Annotated in this window: 14 protein-coding genes and 4 pseudogenes; 11 read left to right on the top strand and 7 right to left on the bottom strand. The window is 69.9% G+C overall.

Translation table 11 applies throughout. The features are described 5' to 3' along the window. Positions 1–169: 169 nt before the first annotated feature. Positions 170–763 carry a TetR/AcrR family transcriptional regulator gene (locus ACJ9NR_RS38055; protein ID WP_412492882.1) on the bottom strand — a complete coding sequence of 198 codons (594 nt, stop codon included), beginning with the start codon at positions 761–763 and terminating at the stop codon, positions 170–172. A gap of 221 nt (positions 764–984) precedes the next feature. Here ACJ9NR_RS38055 and ACJ9NR_RS38050 point away from each other — a divergent pair, with 221 nt between their 5' ends. The 5 genes and pseudogenes from ACJ9NR_RS38050 (at position 985) to ACJ9NR_RS38030 (ending at position 7,265) form a co-directional block, all read left to right on the top strand. Further along, positions 985–1,989 (top strand): NAD-dependent epimerase/dehydratase family protein, encoded by a 1,005-nt coding sequence (locus tag ACJ9NR_RS38050; protein WP_412492881.1) that lies wholly within the window; start codon positions 985–987, stop codon positions 1,987–1,989. A gap of 61 nt (positions 1,990–2,050) precedes the next feature. After that, a complete protein-coding gene (locus ACJ9NR_RS38045; RefSeq protein WP_412492880.1) occupies positions 2,051–2,914 on the top strand; it encodes a VOC family protein in 864 nt (287 codons plus the stop codon). Positions 2,915–2,955: 41 nt separating this feature from the next. Then, positions 2,956–4,239, top strand: coding sequence for a cystathionine gamma-synthase family protein (locus tag ACJ9NR_RS38040; RefSeq protein WP_412492879.1), 1,284 nt, complete (start codon positions 2,956–2,958; stop codon positions 4,237–4,239). Between the two features lie 148 nt (positions 4,240–4,387). Further along, positions 4,388–5,320 carry an alpha/beta fold hydrolase gene (locus ACJ9NR_RS38035; protein ID WP_412492878.1) on the top strand — a complete coding sequence of 311 codons (933 nt, stop codon included), beginning with the start codon at positions 4,388–4,390 and terminating at the stop codon, positions 5,318–5,320. 314 nt (positions 5,321–5,634) lie between these two features. Next, positions 5,635–7,265 (top strand): annotated as a pseudogene (locus tag ACJ9NR_RS38030) (transketolase-like TK C-terminal-containing protein). A gap of 191 nt (positions 7,266–7,456) precedes the next feature. On the opposite strand, the pseudogene ACJ9NR_RS38025 reads toward ACJ9NR_RS38030, so the two are convergent. Continuing rightward, positions 7,457–7,915: pseudogene (locus ACJ9NR_RS38025) on the bottom strand (transposase); the annotation flags it as partial. Positions 7,916–7,962: 47 nt separating this feature from the next. Between ACJ9NR_RS38025 and ACJ9NR_RS38020 the strand changes: the two are divergent. Further along, positions 7,963–10,068 carry an ISAzo13 family transposase gene (locus ACJ9NR_RS38020; protein ID WP_412494822.1) on the top strand — a complete coding sequence of 702 codons (2,106 nt, stop codon included), beginning with the start codon at positions 7,963–7,965 and terminating at the stop codon, positions 10,066–10,068. A 15-nt stretch (positions 10,069–10,083) separates the two neighbouring features. Here ACJ9NR_RS38020 and ACJ9NR_RS38015 read toward each other — a convergent pair. After that, positions 10,084–10,830, bottom strand: a pseudogene (locus tag ACJ9NR_RS38015) (IS256 family transposase); the annotation flags it as partial. 66 nt (positions 10,831–10,896) lie between these two features. Here ACJ9NR_RS38015 and ACJ9NR_RS38010 point away from each other — a divergent pair. Further along, positions 10,897–12,549, top strand: coding sequence for an ISAzo13 family transposase (locus ACJ9NR_RS38010; protein ID WP_412512778.1), 1,653 nt, complete (start codon positions 10,897–10,899; stop codon positions 12,547–12,549). A 648-nt stretch (positions 12,550–13,197) separates the two neighbouring features. Here the strand turns inward: ACJ9NR_RS38010 and ACJ9NR_RS38005 are convergent. Continuing rightward, positions 13,198–14,346, bottom strand: coding sequence for a glycosyltransferase (locus ACJ9NR_RS38005; protein ID WP_412492973.1), 1,149 nt, complete (start codon positions 14,344–14,346; stop codon positions 13,198–13,200). 764 nt (positions 14,347–15,110) lie between these two features. Here ACJ9NR_RS38005 and ACJ9NR_RS38000 point away from each other — a divergent pair. Next, a pseudogene (locus ACJ9NR_RS38000) lies at positions 15,111–15,713 on the top strand (GMC family oxidoreductase); the annotation flags it as partial. Positions 15,714–15,759: 46 nt separating this feature from the next. Continuing rightward, a complete protein-coding gene (locus ACJ9NR_RS37995; RefSeq protein WP_412492877.1) occupies positions 15,760–15,996 on the top strand; it encodes a GMC oxidoreductase in 237 nt (78 codons plus the stop codon). A 712-nt stretch (positions 15,997–16,708) separates the two neighbouring features. On the opposite strand, the gene ACJ9NR_RS37990 is transcribed toward ACJ9NR_RS37995, so the two are convergent. Then, positions 16,709–17,644, bottom strand: coding sequence for a helix-turn-helix domain-containing protein (locus ACJ9NR_RS37990; protein WP_412492875.1), 936 nt, complete (start codon positions 17,642–17,644; stop codon positions 16,709–16,711). 251 nt (positions 17,645–17,895) lie between these two features. On the opposite strand from ACJ9NR_RS37990, the gene ACJ9NR_RS37985 reads away from it, so the two are divergent. Both ACJ9NR_RS37985 and ACJ9NR_RS37980 read left to right on the top strand, forming a co-directional pair. Next, on the top strand, positions 17,896–18,282 hold the full coding sequence (locus ACJ9NR_RS37985; protein WP_412492874.1) for a peptidase inhibitor family I36 protein: 387 nt from the start codon (positions 17,896–17,898) through the stop codon (positions 18,280–18,282). Between the two features lie 289 nt (positions 18,283–18,571). Continuing rightward, positions 18,572–19,291, top strand: coding sequence for a VOC family protein (locus ACJ9NR_RS37980; RefSeq protein ID WP_412492873.1), 720 nt, complete (start codon positions 18,572–18,574; stop codon positions 19,289–19,291). Positions 19,292–19,596: 305 nt separating this feature from the next. Here the strand turns inward: ACJ9NR_RS37980 and ACJ9NR_RS37975 are convergent, their stop codons facing one another. Both ACJ9NR_RS37975 and ACJ9NR_RS37970 read right to left on the bottom strand, forming a co-directional pair. Then, a complete protein-coding gene (locus ACJ9NR_RS37975; protein WP_412492872.1) occupies positions 19,597–20,178 on the bottom strand; it encodes a P-loop nucleotide/nucleoside kinase family protein in 582 nt (193 codons plus the stop codon). A 17-nt stretch (positions 20,179–20,195) separates the two neighbouring features. After that, positions 20,196–20,906 carry a DUF4232 domain-containing protein gene (locus tag ACJ9NR_RS37970; protein ID WP_412492871.1) on the bottom strand — a complete coding sequence of 237 codons (711 nt, stop codon included), beginning with the start codon at positions 20,904–20,906 and terminating at the stop codon, positions 20,196–20,198. Between the last annotated feature and the right edge of the window lie 447 nt (positions 20,907–21,353).

Genomic DNA, 21,353 nt, shown 5'->3' with positions numbered 1-21,353 from the left:
TGCGCCGCTCGAACCCCGGCGCGCCGAGGCCGCACCGCCCGGGCCGCCTTCCGGGCCGACGCGACGGCGCCCCGGACGCAACCCGCCGGAACACCTTCCCCGGCTCGTCCGGCACCGGTTCGCTCAACCATCCCCGGCCCAGCAGGTCATTGAATAGAAGGCCTGCTGGTCAACGCGCCGCCTCTGCCGCGCCGATCACCGCTCCCAGCATGATCCGGCTCGCCACCGCGACCGCCTCGGCGCGGCCGAGGCGGTGGTCGGTGACCTCACGCGCGAGAGCCTCGGTGGCACCGACGACCCCGAGCATGAGGGGCATGCCCTCCCCCTCCGGAAGGGGGACGAAGCGTTCCACGGCGCGCAGGTAGAGCTCGGCGTACCGTTCACGCCCCTCGCGCAACAGGTCCTCGGTGCCGGCGATGGAGGACAGGGCGGCCGTCACGGTGCCGAATTCCCTGCCGATGTGCAGGACACAGTCGACGTACGCCTCGGCCAGAACGCGGGCGGTTTCCGCGAGCGAGTGCGCCTGCGTGTCCAGTGCAGCCGTCGCCGCCTCGGTCTGCTGCCGGTCGATACGGCGGTAGAGCGCGGTCAGCAGGCCGGTCCGGGTGGCGAAGTGCTCGTAGGCGACGGGCTTGCTGACGCCGGCCTCCTCGGCGACCCGGGCGAGCGTGAGGACATCGGCGCCTTCCTCGCGGGCGATCGCAAGGGCCGTGTCGAGCAGCTGCGCTCGCCGTTGCTCGCGCGTCAGCCGACGTCCCGCCACGGTGACCCTCCGCCCTCTCGTACGTGGTTACGAACAGTAGCTTACTGCGTCCGTCCGACCCCTCCCGCTGTTCGACAGAGGCCTTGACACCTAACCTACGCATGGTAACTTACGATCAGTAGGTTAGCTCGCCGGGATCGCTTCGCGACGCGGCCCGGCGCATTCCCTCCCCTCTGCCCCGACGGTCGTCACCCGACCCTGTGCCCTCTCGGAGACTTCGTGTGAAACACCGTGTACTCGTCGCCGGCGGCTACGGACTCGTCGGCGCATGGATCGTCCGCCACCTGCGGGCGGCCGGTCACGACCTGGACCTCGTCATCGGCGGCCGGCGGCCGGACAAGGCCACGGCGCTGGCGAAGGAGTACGACGCGGACGTCGTCCGGCTCGACAGCGACGACGCCGCAGCCGGCCTGGCCGCTGCGGGCCCCGTCGACCTCGTCATCGCCGCCCTGCAGGACCCCGACGACAAGATGCTGCGGGCATCACTGCGGGCCGGCGCCGCGCACATCGGCATCGTCCGCAAAGCGGACAATCTCAGCCGGACCGCGATGGCCGCAGCCGACCTCGCACGCCGCCCGACCCTGATCATGGGCCACTGGCAAGCCGGCGCCACGACATTCGCCGCGCTCGCGGCCGCACGGGAGTTCGCCCATGTCGACCGGATCGCGCTGGCAGCTCTGTTCGACACCGCCGACCCCATCGGAGCGATGACAGGCAGCGACAGCGGCGCGTTCTTCACCCGCGCGCTGACCCTGCGCGGCGGTCACTGGGCCGAGATCGAGCAGTCCGAGAACATCCGCGCCGTCGATCGCGGCGGCCCGCCCGCGTTCGCCGCGCAGCCCATGGGGGTCCTCGACGTCCCGGCCCTGGCCACGGCGACCGACGCGGCGGACATCCGTTTCGACATCGGCACGGGCGACTCGCTCGGCACGCTCGCCGGCAGCACCCCTTCCCACGAGATCTACATCGACCTGTGGGGCCGCGACCACAACGGCGCATCCGCGGGCCGCCGCACCCTCGTCAGCGATCCGCGCGGACAGGCCCACCTCACGGCACTCGGTGTGCTCATCGGCGCCGAGCGTGTCCTCGGTCTGGACGGTGCGGCCCCGCCACGGGCCGGAGTCGTCTTCCCGGAAGCGGTGATCGACCCCGCGCACGCGCTGGACCGCCTGCGCACGTTCGGAGTCGCCATCACCGCCTCCCCCCTCCCCGCCACCGGCGTCTGACCGGCGCGCGCCGCCGCGCTCCCGGCTCCGCACCCCGGCCCTTGAACAGGAAGACCCGGTCATGCGAACCCACATCAAAGACATCGACCACTGCTGCGTCCTCGTACGCGACTTCGCCTCCGCCCGCACGACATTCGAACGGCTCGGTTTCACGGTCGCCCCGTTCGGCCGGCACGGCGCCGAGATGGGTACCGCCAACCACACCGTCATGCTGGAACAGAGCTATCTCGAACTCCTCGGCGTCGTCACCCCCACCGACTTCAACAGCGAGATCTGTGACGTCCTGACCGTCCGAGAGGGTATCGCCGCGATCGCCCTGGGGACCGACGACGCGGAGGGGGCCGTCGCCGAACTCACCGCTGCCGGGATCGCCGCACGCGGACCGCACAGCGTGCGGCGGCCTGTGGCACTGCCGGACGGCGGCGAAGCCGAAGCCGCCTTCACCATCGCCCACTTCCCCGACGCCGGCACCCCCTTCCTGCGGCTGTTCTGCAACCAGATCCTCACTCCCGACCACGTTCGCCATCCCCAGCTCACCCGCCACCCCAACACCGCCTGGGGCATCGACACCATCGCGATCGTGACGCCCACGCCCGACACCGAAGCGGCCACCGTCGCCCGTTTCCTCGACACCTCACCGCGCCGGATCGCCTCCGACACCGTCGTTGTCCCAACGGGCGGCGCCCCACTGACCTACCTGACGGCGGAGGCCGTCACCGCCCGCCACCCCGGCGCCGATCTCAGCGGCCTGGCACAGTCCGGCCCCGCCGTGCTCGCTCTCACCGTCCGCGACGCACAGGCCGCCCAGACGTGCCTGACGCGCTCCGGCGTCCCTTTCACCGCGACCGGCGACAGCCTCGTCGTCGCGCCACGCCATGCCTGCGGCGCCCTGCTCGTCCTGCGCGAGGCGCGCCCGGCGCACTAAGCCCGGCACCCACCGTTTCCAGCACGTGGAGAGACATACCGATGACATCTGCTCACCACCGCGAACGCGAGGTCGACGGCCGCGCCCTGCGACCTGAGACGCTGATGATGGGGCACGGTTACGACCCCCGTCTGTCCCAGGGCTCCTTGAAGCCCCCTGTCTTCCTGACCTCCACCTTCGTCTTCGCCTCCGCCCAGCAGGGCAAGGACTTGTTCGACATCACCTCCGGCCGCCGCGTGCCGCGCCCCGGTGAGGAGATCGGGTTGGTCTACTCACGGTTCAACAACCCCAACGCGGAGATCCTGGAGGAGCGGCTCGCCCTGTGGGACGGTGCCGAACGCGGCGCGGTCCTGTCCTCGGGCATGTCGGCGATCACCACGACCCTCATGACCTTCCTGCGTCCCGGCGACACCGTGCTGCACTCGCGCCCCCTGTACGGCGGCACCGAGACGCTCCTGCGCGGCACGCTGTCCGCGTTCGGCGTCACACCGGTCGGCTTCACCGACGGCACCGACCCCGCTCACGTGCGGGACGCGGCCGAAGCGGCCTCGGCCACCGGGCCGGTCGGTCTGATCCTGGTGGAGACACCCGCCAACCCGACCGGCGGTGTGGTGGACCTGCGGCTGCTGACCGAGGTCGCCGACGAGATCGGTTCCCGCACCGGGCGGCGCCCGCTGATCGCCGTCGACAACACTCTCCTCGGCCCCGTCTTCCAGCAGCCGTTCCAACACGGAGCGGACCTGGCGCTGTATTCGCTGACGAAGTACGCCGGCGGCCACAGCGACCTGGTGGCCGGGGGCGTGACCGGCAGCGCGAAACATGTCGGCGCCGTCGTCCGCACCCGTTCCGCCATCGGCACCAACCCGGACCCGCACACCTGCTGGATGCTCCTGCGGTCCCTGGAGACGCTGCACGTGCGCACCGAGCGGGCCTGTGACAACGCCCTGCGCGTCGCCAAGTTCCTGCACGGTCAGCAACGGATCAGCAGCGTCGACCACCCGGCGTTCCTCGCCACCGACGACCCCGCCAGAAAGGTGTTCGAACAGCAGACCACCGGCGCCGGCTCCACCTTCTCCTTCCGCGTCGACGGCGGCGAGGCCGAGGCGTTCGCCTTCCTGGACCGGCTCACGGTGTGCAGACTCGCCGTCAGCCTGGGTGGCACCGAGACACTGATCTGCCACCCCGCTTCCACGACTCACTCGGGAGTCCCGAGGAACCTGCGCGAGGAGATCGGCCTGACGGACTCCTTGATCCGCATCTCGGTCGGTATCGAGGACGCCGACGACATCATCGCCGATCTCGCCCAAGCCCTCACTCACCGCTGAGACCCGGCGCTCCGGTCGATGGCACGCACAACACGTGCGGACGAGTACGACCATCCAGCGATACCTCCCTGGTTCGCCCCCTCAGTCCGCCCCGGCATCTTCCCTGTCGGGCGTCCCCTGGCTCCCACCGGCAAGCGGAGGCACACCGATGAGCACCGTTACGGCACACGGCATCAGGTTGGAGTACGACGTCATCGGCCCCACGTCGGGAGAGCCGCTGCTGGTCGTGCAGGGTCTGGGGGATCAGCTGACGAAGTGGGACGACGGATTCCCCCAGGCACTCGTGGCCCGAGGGTTCCAAGTGATCCGCTTCGACAACCGTGACACGGGTCTGTCCACCCACCTCGACGACGCCCCGGTCCCCGACCTCGATCTGGTCATGGCCGCTGCCGCCGGTGCCCCGGCGCCGGCCGTGCCGTACACACTCGACGACATGGCGCGCGACGCCGTCGCCGTACTCGACGCGGTGGGCGTCGAGTACGTCCACGTCCTCGGCGCCTCCATGGGAGGCATGATCGCCCAGCTGGTCGCCGCCCATCACGCGGACCGGGTTCTGACCCTGACCAGCTTGATGTCCACGACCGGCAACCGGGCACTGCCCCTGCCCACCCCGCAGGCGATTGCGGTGCTGACCGCCGACGCGCCGGATCCCCGAACCGACGAGGATGCGTGGCTCGAGCATTCCGTCGCAGGTGCCCGGGTCCTGGGCAGCCCCGGATACCCCCACGACGAGCGGCGGTTGCGCGGGGCACTGCGGGCGGCGGTGCGCCGTGCCCACAATCCGGCCGGTTTCCTGCGGCAATTGGCAGCGATCTCCGCCGCTCCCGACCGCCGCGCGCTGCTGCGGGAACTGACAGTGCCCGCTCTCGTCGTCCATGGCACCGACGACCCGCTGCTGCCCTTCGCCGGGGGGCAGGAGACCGCCGACACCATCCCCGGTGCCGCCTTCCTTCCCCTCACCGGTATGGGCCACCACCTGCCGCCGCAGCTGTACGGGACGCTCGCCGACGCCGTCGCCGCGCTCGCCGCCCAGGCACGGCAGCACCGGCCCTCCAGCGCGCAAGCGGCCGACAGCAGATGACCGGACACCATCCGACGGGCCACCCACCAGCGCCTTCAGCTCAAGCCGTTCGGCCCGGACACCACACGCGCAAACGCCCGACGAGGGGGCGGACAAGGAGGCGGACCATGACGGCAACCGAGACGACAGCCGGCGAAGGAGCCGACGCCGGCGCCACCGGCCAGGAAGCAGACATCTCCACCCTGGAAGCCGTGGAGCGGCGGGTGCTGTGGCTGGCGACGGCCGTCGTCGACCACGCCAACCGTGTACGGCCCAACCCGTCCGGGCTCAAGGTCGGCGGCCACCAGGCGTCCAGCGCGTCCATGACGTCCATCATGACCGCCCTGTGGTTCCACACCCTCACCGCCGCGGACCGGGTGTCGGTGAAGCCCCACGCCTCGCCCGTCCTCCACGCCATCAGTCACCTCCTCGGACGGCTCGGCGCCTCACACCTGAGCACGCTGCGGGCGTTCGGCGGCCTCCAGAGCTACCCCAGCCGCCTCAAGGACCCCGACCCGGTGGACTACTCCACGGGGTCGGTCGGTATCGGAGCCACCGCGCCGGTCTGGGGCGCCGTCGCCCGCCGCTATGTCGACGCCCATTTCGGCGGTGCCGGCACCGGCCGGCAGTACGCGCTGATCGGCGACGCCGAACTCGACGAGGGCGCGTGCTGGGAGGCGGTCCGCGACCCCTCGGTCGCCGGACTCGGCGAGATCGTATGGATCGTCGACCTCAACCGGCAGTCGCTGGATCGGATCGTGCCCGCGAACAGCGGCGACCGGCTGCGCGCCATGTTCGAGGCCGCCGGCTGGCAAGTCCTCACGCTCAATACGGCAGCCTGCTGCGACTCGGCCGCACCCCCACCGGCACCGCGAACACCCAGCAGGCGCTGGGCCGCACCCTGCTCGACCTCACCCGCAGGGCTCCCGAGGCTGCCCGGCGCATCGTCACCGTCAGCCCCGGCGTCAGCTCCAGCACCAACCTCGGCGGCTGGCTGAACAAGGTGGGGATCTGGTCGCCCACCGAAGGCCAGGACTGGTTCGCCGATGACACCGAAACCATCTTGCACTGGCGCGAGCATCCCGCGGGCCGGCACATCCAACTGGGCATCGCCGAGACCAACCTCGTCGGCCTCCTCGGCGAACTCGGCACCACATGGGACCGCTGGGGTCAACCACTCCTGCCCATCGGCGTGCTCTACGACCCGTTCGTCAACCGTGCCCTGGAACCCTGGTCGTTCGGCATCTACGCCGGCGGGCAGTCCATCCTCGTCGGCACCCCCTCCGGCGTCACCCTCGCCGCCGAGGGCGGCGCACACCAGTCGGTCACGACACCGTCGCTCGGCATCGAGCAGCCCGGCTGCATCGCCTACGAGCCCGCCTTCGCGATCGACACCGAATGGTGCCTGCTCGCCTCACTGGCCCAACTGGGCCGGCCGGACGGCCGGTCGGCCTACCTGCGCCTGTCCACACGGCCGGTCGATCAAAAGCTCGCCGCCGTCCCCGCGGACCCCGCCGCCCGCGAGCGCCGCCGCAGCCAGGCCGTCTCCGGCGCCTACGCACTGCGCCGCACCCACTCCCCCACACTCACCATCGCCGCCATGGGCGCCACCGTCCCCGAGGGCCTGGCCGCCGCCGACCGCCTCGACGCCCTGGGACAGCGCACCGACGTCGTCTGCATCACCAGTCCCGACCTCCTGTTCCGGGCCCTGCGCTCCCGGAACGGCCAGGACGACGCACCCTCGTGGGTGCTCCAGCAGGTCTTCCCCGCCGACCGTGCCACACCCCTCGTCACCCTCGTCGACGGCCACCCGCACACGCTGGCCTTCCTCGGCACCGTCAACAACGTCCCCACCACCACGCTGGGCGTCACCCGGTTCGGCCAGAGTGGCAGCCTGCAGGATGTCTACCGGCACCACGGTCTGGACGCCGACACGATCGTCGCCGCAGGCCTCGACCTGTGCTGAAGCCCTCGCCGACCGACCACCTGTGGTGACGGCACCGAGGCGCTCTCCGCTGGATCAGTGAGGTCCTCAGCGCCGCCGCTCCAGCGTGGCGACGGCGGTGGCGCCCGACGTCATGCGAGTCGGGCCGCACCGTGATCTGCGGACGGCACAGCAGGACTGCCGGGTCGTGCCCCTTGGCGTGGTGTAGGCGATCATTCGTCGGTGGCGGGCAGCAGGGTGGTCTTGTCCGGATAGAGGCTGTCCATGCTCTCGTTGGACAGGTAGCGGCGGGGGAAGGCGATCCACTCGTCGTGTAGTTCGATCAGGACGGCGGTGGCGAGGCGTTCGACGGCGGCGTCGTTGGGGAAGACCTGGACGACGTCGGCCCGGCGTTTGATCTCGCGATTTAAGCGCTCCAGCGGGTTGGTCGACTGGATCTTCTTCCAGTGCTGGTGGGGGAAGTCGGCGAAGGCGGTCAGCTCGTCCTTGGCGTCCAGGAGCATCTCCTTCACCTTGGGGAACTGCTTGCCGAAAGCCTCGGCGACGGTGTCGAGCTGGGCGCGGACCGAGACGGCATCGGGCTGGGCGAAGATCGTACGGATGGTCGCGGCGGCCATCTCGGCGTGCTGCTTCGGGATCACCGAGAAGACGTTGCGGACGAAATGAAGCCGTCAAGAATCAACCTGTTGCTTCGCGATCAGCGACTCGTTGGCCTGGTATGGCGATCACGGAGGAGATGCTGTCCCAACTCGACTGCCGTTTCTCGGTGTTGCTGCCGCATCTGAACGAACGGCAGCGCCGCTTGGCCGTGGCGGCCGAGGCGAGGCTGCTCGGACACGGCGGGATACGCGCTGCCGCCAGGGCGGCAGCCGTGAGCGAGACCACCGTGCGCCGGGGGATCGCAGAACTGGAGTCCGGTGTCGGGCCGCTGCCCGGCGGACGCATCCGCGCCGAGGGTGGGGGCCGCAAACTGGCCGAGGAACTCGACCCCGGCCTGGTGAACGCGCTGATGGCCCTGGTTGAGCCCGATGAGCGCGGCGATCCGGAGTCCCCGTTGCGCTGGACGACGAAGTCGCTGCGCCACTTGGCCGAGGAACTGGCCAGGCAGGGCCACCCGGTCTCCGCCCCGACAGTGGGGCGGTTGCTGAAGCAGGCCGGCTTCAGCCTGCAGGGCAACGCCAAGACCCTCGAAGGTACCCAACACCCCGACCGCGACGCCCAGTTCCACTACCTCAACGAGCAGGTCAAGCAGCACCAGGCGGCGGGCGAGCCGGTGATCAGCGTGGACACCAAGAAACGCGAGCAGATCGGCCGCCTGCCCATGGCCGGACGCGAGTGGCGCCCGAAGGGCGAGCCGGTGCAGGTCGAGGACCACCACTTCTTCTTCAGCGGACCGGACGTCGAGCAGGCCATCCCGTACGGGATCTACGACATCGCCCGCAACGCCGGCTGGGTCAACGTCGGCGTCGACCATGACACCTCCACCTTCGCCGTCGAGTCGATCCGCCGCTGGTGGAAGGCCCGCGGGCACGACGACTATCCGCAGGCCACCCGGCTGCTGATCACCGCGGATGCCGGCGGCTCCAACGGCTACCGCTACCGGGTCTGGAAGAGCGAGCTGGCCGCGCTGGCCGCCGAGACCGGCCTTGCAATCACCGTCTGTCACTTCCCTCCCGGCACCTCGAAGTGGAACAAGATCGAGCACCGGTTGTTCTCCCACATCACCCACAACTGGCGTGGACGCCCCCTGACCAGCCACGATGTCGTCGTCGAGACGATCGCCGCCACCCGCACCCGGGCCGGACTACGTGTCGAGGCCCGCCTGGACCGCGGTGACTACCCCACCGGCATCGCGATCAGCAAGGACCGATTCGCCGCCCTGCCCCTGGTCAAGCACGATGTCCACGGCCAGTGGAACTACACCCTGCTGCCCGAACCCGCCACGGCGCAGACCCCGCCCGCCACCGGGGAGGCACACGGCGTCGCCGAACGGCGTCGCGCGCTCCTGGCCCGCCTGGCCGACCCACGCCTGACCGGACTGAGCAGCACGCAACTCGCCGATCTGTGCACCGAGTTGGCCCCACTCCAGGCCGCCCGGTCCCAGGAACGCTACAGCGAACAGCGCGGCGGACGCGCCCGCCGGGCCACCGGAAAGCTACGCGGCAGCAAGCCGCTGTTCGACGACGCGACCCGGGTGCCGCTGACTCTCCTTTACCAACGGCAGGTGTGCTCGATGAAGCTGCTGAGCGACATGCTGGAGGTCACCCCCGAATGCGTCGGCCACCTCGTCGCCGAGACTCGCCGGGTCCTGGAGGACCATGGCCACCAGCCCGGATACGCCCCCACCCGCTTCACCACGGCGGACGCGCTGATGACCTTCCTCGACACCGACCAAACCCCGACGCGCACCCGGATCATGGAGAGCCTGTCCCATCCGCGCCTGACCGGCATGTCCCGCGAAGACCTGGAGGCACTCGCCCGCCGTCTCGCCCCACGCCAGCTCGCTCAGATCGAACGCGCCTCCTACCAGCGCCGGGGCACCGACCGCCAGCCGGGCAGCCGCGGCGGCGTCTTCCCTCAGAAGATCGGCGACAAGGAACGCGTCATCCTCGCCGTCCTCTACCTGCGGAAACTATGCACTCTGGACGTCCTCGCCGACGCGTTGGGCGACGTGAGCAGATCCCTGATCGGCAACGTCATCCGCGAGATCCGACCCCTGCTCGCGGAAGGTGGACTCCTCCCACCCCCGGCCACCACCCGCTACCGCACCGCAGCCGATCTCCTCACTGCCGCGCAGAGCGAACACGACACACCGACAGGTTGATTCTTGACGGCTTCAATGAACACGACAACGCTGGTGTGCGGCTCCGATCATGACCTTGCCGATGGCGGCGACCAGGCCGAGGTGCTGGTCGGAGATGACGAGGCGGACCCCGTTCAGGCCGCGTTTACGCAGGTCACGCAGGAAGTTGGTCCAGAAGATCTCGTTCTCGCTGTCGCCGACCATGACGCCGAGGACTTCGCGGCCGCCGTCCTCGGTGACGCCGGTGGCGATGACGACCGCGCGGGAGGCGATCTGGTGGTCGACGCGGGCCTTGAGGTAGGTGGCGTCGAGGTAGACGTAGGGGAAGCGGGTGTGGTCCAGGGGGCGGTTGCGGAAGGCGGCGAGGCTTTCGTCGAGGTCGCCGCAGATCCGGGAGACCTCGCTCTTGGAGATGCCGGTGTCCGAGCCGAGGGCTTTGACCAGGTCGTCGACGCTGCGGGTGGACACGCCATGGACGTATGCCTCGATGATGACGGCGTAGAGGGCCTGGTCGACGCGGCGCCGGCGTTCCAGGAGGCTGGGGAAGAAGGTGCCGGCGCGGAGTTTGGGGATCGCGAGTTCCAGGTCGCCGGCCTGGGTGGTCAGGGTCCGTTCGCGGTGGCCGTTGCGGTAGGCGGTGCGGGTCTCGGTGTGCTCGCCCCATGCGGCACCGATGTGCTGTGTCGCCTCGGCTTCTATCAGTTCTTGCAGGACTCGTTCGGCCGCGGCCCGGACGATCTCCAGTCCATCCGCCGAGCGTAGTGACTCCAGAAGGCGGAGCAGGGAACCTGTGCGGCAACTACTGCTGGTTCTGCCGGTTTCGGACCGGCGTGCGGGTAGGCGCACGGCATGAAGGTCTCGTCGGGAACCGTCGCAGCGTTATGCGGCAAGTTCGAGGCGGTCCTGCCGCATCTGGACGAGCGGCAGCGTCGTCTGTATCTGGGCGCGGAAGCGCAGGCGTTGGGGCACGGCGGGATCACCGCGGTGGCCACGGCGGCCGGTGTGTCCACCACCACCGTCAGTCGCGGGCTGCACCAGTTACGTGGGAGCCCTTCCGTTCTGGGCCGGCAACGCGCGCCGGGTGGTGGTCGCAAGCCGTTGACCACGACCGATGCCGGGCTGCAGTCGGCGTTGGACGCGTTGATCGAGCCGACCGAGCTGGGCGATCCGGCCTCGGTGTTGCCCTGGACCACTGCCTCGCTCCGTGACCTGGCTGAGCAGCTGACCGCCACGGGGCATCCGGTCGGCGCGAGCACCGTGGGCAAGCTGCTGCACCAGATGGGCTACTCGCTGCAGGCCGCCGCGCAGACCCGCTCCGGGAGCAACCACCCCGACCGGGATGCGCAGTTCCGGCACATCCATGCCACCGTCGATGCCTTTCTTGCCGACGGGCAGCCGGTGATCAGCGTGGATGCGAAGAAGAAGGAGGCCATTGGCAACTATCAGCGTCCGGGCCGCACCTGGCGCCCCAAGGGCACTCCGATCGAGGTCGACGACCACGCTTTCCCGGCCGACACCGACCTGATCACCCCCTACGGAATCTACGACCTCGGCAAGGGCAGCGGCTGGGTCAACGTCGGCACCGACCGCAACACCGCCGCCTTCGCAGTGGAGTCGATCCGCCGCTGGTGGTACGACCGCGGGCACCTCGACCACCCCCACGCCACCGCCCTACTGATCACCGCCGATGCCGGCGGACCCAACGGCGTTCTCTTTCACACCTGGAAGTGGCAACTGGCCGCCCTAGCCCGCGAGATGGACATCCCGATCACGGTCTGCCACTTCCCGCCCGGCACAAGTAAATGGAACAAGGTCGAACACCGGCTGTTCTCCCGGATCACCTGCGCATGGCGCGGCATCCCGCTGACCAGCCACGAGGTCGCCGTCAAGGCGATCGCCTCGACTCACACCCGCACCGGACTTGTCGTCCGGGCCGAGCTGGACACCCACCGCTACCCCACCGGGCAGAACCCCACCCCTTGGCAGGTCGCCTCCCTCCCGCTGAGCCGCGACGCCTTCCACGGCGACTGGAACTACACCCTGCATCCAGCCCCGGAACCGCAGCGAACGCCGCCTCGCCGCACCGATCCCGCCGCCACCTCCTGGCTGTCGGACCCGGCCCTGACCGGCATGCCCCGCCAGGAGCTGGACTCCCTGGTCGAGCTGGTCGCCGACGACTGGCAGTGGCTCGCCGACCGCGACCTGACCCGCCGCACCGGCCATCCCCGTCAGCGCCCCTCCGCACACGGAACCGGCCAACTCGAACATCACATCCGCGTACTGGCCGCAGTCCTACGGGCCCGCCGGGTGGCCACAACCGTCCTGATCACCGAGATCCTCGACTGCCACCGCACTTACCTGAACCGATGCGCAGACGGAGCTGCCGAACTCCTCGCGCGCCACGACATCTACATCGCCCCGGCCGAAGGCTCCAAGGCCCGAACCCGCGCGCAGCTACAGGCCCGCATCGACGCAGCCCGGCAACATCAAGACGGACAGTAGTTGCCGCACAGGTTCAGGTCATCATGGGCCAGGGCCATCGTGCACCTCCCGGTCGGATTCACCGTTCACCGCGGAGAGTTGCACGGTGGCCCGTCCTCGTTCAGGGCGCACGAGCGGTCCACCAGGGGCAACCCGGTGGCGAGCCGGGGGCGCTCATCGGCCAAGAACGACTACACCACTTCAAGGGACGCCATCGACTGCCGTCGCACGACACCGCACCCGGCCCGTGCCCGGACCGCGGACAGCACTTGGTCGACGCTACGCCGGGCGGGTCTGGGCGCACGGCCCGGTGGGCGTCTGCGGAATGTCGTCACCCACGGGCCCTCCCGTCCGGGCCCGGTCGACGAGCGCCGGACGCCGCGCCCCGCACCGGATCCGGATGATCCGGCGCGGGGCGCGGCACCGCCGGGTCGGGGGCACGGCCGGGCAGTGCGGGCGAGATCCGCAGCAGTTGCCCCGCCGAATCGATCCCCCAGGTGCGCGTTCACCCGTGCCGGTGGTGCGTGCCGGCGTACGGCGCACCTGTCGTCGCCCCGGTGGCGCTCCGCGGGAGTGCCGTCCAACGGGAGACGGTCGGAGTCCGCTTCGCGCAAGGCATGCAGCGGGCAGGGCTCCCGTCAGCGCGTGACTGTGCCCCGCGTGTGGAACTCAGTTGTTCCACGTGCCGACTTCCACCCGCAGCCGCGCTGCGATGTCATCGGGCGAGGGAAGGGCCGCGATTTCAGCAGCGACGCGCTGGGCGCCGGCCCGGTAAGAGGCATCCCCCAGCACGTGTGCCACCAGCTTGGCGATGTCCGGCCCGTTGGCCCCTGAGCTGACGGTCACGCCTGCGCCGGCAGCCGTGACCCGGTCGGCCTGGATCTGGTGATCGGCTCCCAGAGGCACCACCACCAACGGAATGCCCGCGCTCAGGAGCCCAAGGGTGCTGCCGGCCCCGCCATGGATCACGGCGACATCGATGTCGGCCAACAACTCGTCAAGGGGAGTGAACTCGACCAGAGTCACTCTGTCCTGATCGACTCCGTACTCGGCGGCCGTCGAGACAAGACCGGTCGTGGCGCGCACTTCCCATCCCGCATCACCCAGTTCCGAAAGAATCGGTCCAAGGACCTGGGGGGAGGAGAAGATGGTTCCGAACGTCACCAGCACCCTCGCACTGTCCTCAGGGACATGCACTCGGGAGGCCACCACCCGGGAGGGGCTCCCCGGGTTCCGGTGGGGTTCGGGACGCAGAGCCATATGCCTCCGCGGCCGCTGCCATTCGTCGATCTGCAGCGCCGGAGGGCAGGTGTCGAGGTACCAGTCGGGCGCCTTGACCTGCACGCCGCGCGCGGACCAACGGCTGCGCACCGTGGACGCCATGAGGGCGGCGCTGTCCGGTGCAATGGCGGGGCCGAAGGCGAGGACGGCAACCGGAACCCCGAGCAGTGCGCCCAGCAGTGGCCCGACGAAGTCGTAGTGCTCGCTGATGATCACGTCAGGACGCCAGCCACGCACAACGTCTTCCGCCACGTCAGCGGTGAGGTCGACGCGTACGCCGGCGAACGCCTCAGCCTCCTGCTCCGGAGTGAGGCCGGCCAGCGGATCGGCGCCGGTACGGGCGATCACCTCTCCCATCAGCTCGCCGAGCTCCGGCCCGGCGGCGAGGACCTCGACGTCCTCTCCGGAGAAGGCGGACGCGAGGCCGCCGGACGTCAGCAGGGCGACCTCGTCGTTGCGAGCACGAAAGGCGCGGGCAAGGGGAAGCAAGGGAAGTATGTGCCCGTGGGCGGGAGTTGCAGAGAAGAGGATGCGCATCACAGGTCCCGATGGTTCGTCTCGGACAGGGGTCGCCCGCACCACAGGTCGTCCGCCAGCATCTCTCTGGTGGCCACACCGCAGTCCGGGAGCGTACTGGTCACACGAAACCGGTCCCCGAAAGGGTTCATACCTGCCAGGAGCAGCGGTCGCCTTCGCGGTCGGTCCGGAAAAGGGAAGACCTTCCCTCTCGCGCGGGGCTGTGCGCCGGTACGCGCGCCTGGTGGCAGTCCATCAGCTGCGTGGCAGGGCAGGGCCCGGACACTCCGCGGCTGTCTGGCGGTGCTGCCGGGCAGATCGTGCTCGGTCACTGGTCCGTGCCGCCCCGCTCAGCGCAAGGCATCCAAGCCACAGGGCGATATACCTCTGATACCGCCACCGAGCTTGGGTCATCCGTCCGTCCCCGCCGGGCAATAAGGCACTTTCGGGTCCCTTGGTATCCACCGGAGGAACCCGCTCCCCACAGTCCGCCGATCTGCCGTTCCGGCGCCAGGACTTGGTCTCCTCGGGCTCGCGAGCGCCGGACTTCGGTACATCGCCCAGGTCACTCCAGCAGGAGTGCCGCCGACGCGAGTACCTCCCGTGCGCCCGGCCGTGACCCCCCTGCTCTCCGTCTCCGCAGCGACCGGGCACCGCCCGTCCCCCACCCGCAGTCCTCCACTCCACCGCTGTGTGCTCCGTGAACGGAACACGCGATCACCTTCGTGTACCTGGCAGGCGGCCGAACGGGTCCGTCCGAGACGCAAGGCGAAAGAGAGCGAGTGATGACGACGTACGACTACATACTCGTCGGAGGCGGCACCGCGGGATGTGTCCTCGCCGCCCGGCTGACCCAGAACCCTGACGTGCGAGTCCTGCTCGTGGAGGCCGGCGCCGCAACCGGCCCCGACCTGATGTCGGTCCCGGCCGCGTGGCCGGCGCTGTTCGGATCGTCCGTCGACTGGGCATTCACCACCATTCCGCAGCGAGAACTCGACGGGACCTCGGTGGCGATCCCCCGGGGCAAGGTCCTGGGAGGATCCAGCTCCGTCAACGCCATGGTCCACATCAGGGGTTCGCGCGAGGACTACCAGCGCTGGGAAGAACAGGGGGCGGCGGGATGGGGCTATGAGGCTCTGCTCCCGTACTTCAAACGCAGCGAGACTGCAGGCGGGGAGCTGCCGCGCGACCCGGCCCTGCGGGGCACCGACGGCCCCATGAAGGTCGCCCCGGCCACACCCGTCGGCCCTCTGGTGCGGGCCTTCCTCGACGCCGCGGCCGACGAGGGCTACGCCTTGAACCCCGACGTCAACGGGGCCGGCGCCGAGGGGGCAGTCAGGTTCGACCTGAACGTCGTCGAAGGCGTCCGGCAAAGTGCGTACGACGCCTACCTCGAGCCGGCCCTCGGCCGCCCGAATCTGACGGTCGTCACCGATGCCCTCGTCCGCACGGCAGAACACCGCGACCTACTGCCACTCCTCGGGCACCTGCCGCATGGGCACCGACGCGATGTCCGTGGTGGACCTCGAACTACGGGTCCACGGGGTCGGAGGCCTGCGCGTGGTGGACGCCTCCGTGATGCCCCGGCTGCCCGCAGCCAACTCCAACGCGACGGTGCTCGCCGTCGCCGAGCGTGCCTGCGACCTCATCCTCGCGTCCCGTGGGCGGTAGTTGCCCGCCCACCGGTGATGTCGAGACGGCCGGCGCTCGGGCGGCGGCTGTTTTGGCAACGGTGCCGCCGGCGATCGGCCAGGCGGCGTCGTGGGCCTCGCCGTAGTGGAAAGGTCAGCGCAGTGGAGGGTCAGGGCGGTGGAGGGTCCGCGCGGTGGGGAGGTCAGCCAAGTCCGCGCCTCAGCGTGGGGTGCCGTCATCCACGACGCGGATCTACCGCGAAGGTTTACCGCACGTCTACCGCGGTGGTTCGACGCGGGATGTGCGCGTCTTCCGTAGGTTCTGTGCACGGGCCGGGCCGCAGCCGGCCCGGCGCCGCATCCACCAACGGAGGAATCACGACCATGAACGTCCGAAAGCGCCGTCGTCGTCCTGCCGATCGCGGCGCCACGCACGGGTCTCGTCCTCACAGTGCCGGCCACAGCGGCTCCCGCACCGGCCGAGACCATCACCGGTAGGACCGTGACCGCGCCGGCCACCACCACAGCCGCGTCCAACGCCGAAACAGCGGCCGGCACCACAGCATGAACAACGCGGAAGTAGGCGTCACCAACACCGCCGATGTGGGTCTTCGGCAAGAAACACACCACTGAGGTAAGGCTTCGGAACCACGGCTGGGGGATCGCATGCACCAGCGGCGACACCACCCACCGGTAGTCAGCGCCTCCCGCACAGCGCGGGAAACCTCAGCCCCGCCCACCGGCGGCAGCTGCTACGCAGCCGGTGGTCGAGTGCCTGCGTTGCGCAGGATGGCGCTTGTGACCTGGCCGGGGACGAAGTCCTGGGCATCGTAGGGGGAGGCAGCAGTGCGATGGGCACGGAAGTGGCTCGGTGTGCAGCCGGTCATCGCCTTGAACGTCCGGTCGAAGTGCGGCTGGTCGTGGTACCCGGCTTGTGCGGCCGCGTCCGCCCAGGAGTTACCGGCTTCCTTCAGCCTCAGGGCGGCCTGCAGACGCATCACCTGCGCCGCCCCTTTCGGGGGGAGGCCGGTCTGGCGGCGGAAGCGCCGTTCGAGGTGGCGCCGACTCCAGCCGGTCTCGGTCGCGAGAGCCGCGATGCGGGTCCGCCCGGCGGTTCGCTTCAACACCTGCCACGCCCATGCCACTTCCGGGCTGCAGGCCGGCCCCGCCTGCAAACCGGCCTGGAGCACCTCGTCCAGCAGGGCGAAACGGCTCTCCCAGTCCGGCATGGCGGCCAGACGCGTCGGCAGGCCGGCCCAAGGAGCACGGCAGAGATCCGACGGGCACACCGACATGTGCGCCCACTCGGACAAGGGCACGCCGAACAGCCGGTAGGCGGCCAGCGGGGTGAGCAGCACGGTCACGCCGCAGATCAGGCCAGTGTGCTCGCCGATCGCGGCGGTCGTGCGGACGCCGTTGGCCAGCGAGGCCGCGCCGCCACTGCGCGCCGGGTGGAACGGATCGACGACGCGGAGTGGGTCACCGAATCCCAGCATCACCTTCACCACACCGTCCGGAACCATCAGACGGTGCCTCACCCGGATCGCACCGAAGCGGAAACCGCGGTAGCCGAGCACGTGGTCGCGCAGCCCCACGCCGGCGGGACGGGCGACCAGTTCGTGGCTGCCACCTGCTGCGCTCCCCCGATGCCAGGCCCCCGGCAACGGCTCCGGCACATGCGTGGACATGAGTCGATTCTCCCGCTCGATCGACGTATCGCACGTCGGCGAGCCTAGGACACCTGCAGAAGGAGCGGTCACGGAAAGCGAGATATGGCCGGTTCCGGCACATCCGGGCACGCCAGTCGCATTCGTACAAGCTCCGACCCCGTAGCCCCGGCAGCATGGGCCCCGGCCCGGACCAGCTGGTCACGGCTGCCGGAAAGACGCGTCCCTGGTGACGCGTGCGACCGTACAGAAAACGAGGGGAAAACAAACCGATGAAGATCACGCACAAACTCGCACTACCGGCGGTGGGCATCGCCCTGGCCTTCGGTGGGATCACCGCCGCACCGGCCACCGCCCTGACCGCCGCGCCCGCCCAGGCCTCCAGCTACAGCTGCTCGTCGGGGTACTTCTGCATCTACAACGGATGGAACGGGTCCGGCCACCGCTGCCAGTGGAAGCAGAGGTCCGTGAGCAACACCGCCAACGACTGTTCCTGGATCCGCAAGGGCTGGAAGGTGCGCTCCGTCTACAACCGCACCGGACACCGCGTGCAGTACTACACCCGGGACAACTACCACAACCGCGTCGGCTCCACGGCATCGGGCCACCGGGGCAGCCTCGAAGGCACGTACCAGATTCGTTCCTTCCGCCCCCAGTAGACACGACCGGGCACAGCCACTGGTCAGCGCGCGGCCGACGCCTCTGAGCGGCGGCCGCGCGCCGTGTCTCCCCGATCCGGGTCCGTACGGTGTAGTCACTCATGATTCTCTTCGCGCGGGTGATGACGCCTTCGGTACGGCCGTCGCCACCCTGCTGGTCTCCCGCGGTCATCGAACCTTGAACATGTGCCGTCGAACGCGCAGGAGAGCTGTATCTATCCTCGTTCGAGGCGCTGATACGGCGCCCTGCCGACAGTTGGCACTCACCAGATCGAAGAAGCGTGGCGCCATGACCAGCCGACTCATCGCACTCTCCTTCGACGCCCACCAGCCGGAGCGCCTGGCGCGTTTCTGGTCCGGGCTCCTGGACATGGACCTGGAGGAAGCCGGCGATTTCCACGACGGCGTCGCCCTGGCGTCGGGGAACGACGCCGGATACCGCCTCGGTTTCCGTCCCACCCGGGCGCGGAAGACCGGCCAGAACCGGCGGCACTTCGACCTGACCAGTTCCTCCCTGGAGGATCAACAGCAGACGGTGACCAGGGCGCTCGCCCTCGGCGCGCAGCACGCCGACGTCGGCCAGGGACCGGACGCGTCCCATGTGGTGCTCGCCGACCCCGAGGGCAACGAGTTCTGTGTCATCGAGCCGGGCAACGACTTCCTCGCCGGCTGCGGCGTCATCGGAGCGCTCGCCTGCGACGGTTCACAGGCCGTGGGCTATTTCTGGAGCCAGGCGCTGGGCTGGCCGTTGGTCTGGGACCAGGACGAGGAGACCGCCATCCAGTCCCCGAACGGCGGCACGAAGATCACGTGGGGCGGTCCGCCGTTGATGCCGGACCCCGGCAAGGACCTGCATTTCGACCTCGCGCCGGACGGCGATCAACAGGTGGAGATCGAGCGCCTGCTCTCCCTCGGAGCAAAGCCTCTCGGCTCCGCCCCCGGCAAGGACGGCGCGGTGCTGCTGGCCGACCCCGACGGCAACGAGTTCCGCGTGCTCACCCACCGGTGACGCCGGAACCCATGCAAGCCGCGGCCGGCGGTGGCTGCGGCCGGAAGCGCAGGAGAGAGTCGGACGCCCCATCACCGAACCGGCACGCGCCCGCCCGACCAGTCCCGCCTGCTGAGCTCCCTACCGGCCCGGCCACAGAAGCCGGCGGACTCACGCTGCACACCGCCCTGGGCCCGGATCCCCCACCGCTCTCGCCCGGCTCTGGGCGCGCCGAACCGTCCGGTGCGCAGCAGCCCGAACTCGCGGCGCCCCTGGGCCACCGCGAGCGCGAGCGTCGAGGCCACCACGCACCGACAGGGAGAAGATCATTCCTTTGCCACCCCCTCCCCCTCCCCTACGCGGTTCTCGCGGAGCGGCACATCAGCTCTGTGGACGGCCTCTGCGATCTGCAGGGCGGCCTGCGCGGGCGTCAGGTGCGTGGTGTCGACAACCTCGGCCTCGGCGTGCAGCCAGGTACGGGCCGCCTCGGCGTAGGGCTCGAGGTGCCTGAGGCGGAAGGGAGAGTCGGGTCCGAGGACGGAGTCGCCCGCGATGCGCCCGCGCAGGGTGTCCTGGTCGGCATGGAGAACGAAATGCCGTACCGGAATGGCGTATTGAGCGAGACCCTTGCTGATCTCGCGCCAATACTGCTCGACCAGGACCGTCATGGGCATCACCAGCGTGCCGCCGGTGTAGTCGAGTACCTGGCGAGCCGTCTCCACCACGAGCGGCCGCCACGGCGGCCAGTGCTGGAAGTTGTCCGTCTCCGGCAGCCCCGGCGTGATGTCCATGAGCGTCTCGCCGACCTTCTCGGCGTCGAACACCCGGGAATCCGGAATCAATTGCTGCACGAGCACACTGGTCGTCGTCTTGCCCGCGCCATGGGTGCCGTTGAGCCATACGATCACGGGTCACAACGCTAGCGTCAGAAGTCGTACGGCTTCTCGGTGCTCCAGTTCAGCACGTCGGCCTCGTTCCAGCTGAACTGCTGCTTCTGGCCCTTCATGACGACGGAGTAGAAGGCACCGTGGCGGCCGTCCGCGCCGCGCAGCGCGATGGCGAGCGACTGCGCCGTGTGGTTCTTCGAGCCGTAGTCGAAGAGGTTCACCGCACTGTATGCCTTGGCTCCGGGCCGCAGTGTGATGTGCCTGGCGCCGCCCGGGTTGTCCTTCTTCGAGTGCGGCAGTGCGACGTTGTGGACGTTCCAGTCGAGCACCACGGCCGGGTACGAGGTGACCCAGCAGGGCTTGGTGCCCTCGTTCACGGCGGTGAGCAGCAGGTGGTCGCCTTGCTGGCCGGCGAACCGGTGCACCGCGGTGATCAGCATCTCGTCTCCACGGCACGGCTGGGCGCCGGCCGTCGTGGTCGTGCTCGCGACCTCCTCCGTTCCGCCCGAGGCGGTCGCCGAGCGCGCAGCCTGCTTGGTGGCGCCACCGCTGTCGGCCTGCGGCGCGTTGCCCTTGTGGTCCCCGCCGGTCGCGGACCGGTTCTGGGCGGTGGCAGCGGTGTGGCCGCCTCCCACCGCCTTCGGGCCGTTGTCGGAGCCGCCGCAGGCGGTCAGACCCAGCGCCAGCGCGGCGGTGGCGGCGGCAACGGCGGCGCAACGGGCGTTACGGCGGGCACGGTACGTGGTCATGATGAAGCTCCCCCATGGTCGGTCAGGACGCGGCATTCCCTGCTCCCGCAGGTGACCTGCCGCATCCGCTGTTTCGCTGCACCCCATGAGATGCCGCCGGTGCGAGCGTCGTTCACTCCGTTCTGTCCGTATTCGGTAACAGGGCAACCGGGCGCCGGCAGGCCGGTGTTCACACCGTGCCCGCCGGCAGCTCAGCGCCTCCGGCCGCCGCACCTACGACGCATCGTCCCGTCCCGGGAGGGTCCTGGAGGCGGCGATGAGGTCGTGATCGTGGACCACGGCCGCAGGGAGTTCCCGCGTCCCTCATCGCGGTCTCATGAGGTCCAGGTCCTCGTCCCACGCATCCAGCACCCCGCCGTGACCGGCCTCTCGGGCCGCCGCCCCGACTAGAAGGCTGCTGAAAATCTCGGGTTCTGGCCCCGGCTCGGTGGAGTTGGGGCCAGTCTT

This window comes from Streptomyces sediminimaris (assembly GCF_047049295.1).
In the GTDB taxonomy this organism is placed as follows: domain Bacteria; phylum Actinomycetota; class Actinomycetes; order Streptomycetales; family Streptomycetaceae; genus Streptomyces; species Streptomyces sediminimaris.
Note: the sequence above shows the minus strand (reverse complement) of the source record. Positions and strands in the feature narration are given on the sequence as shown.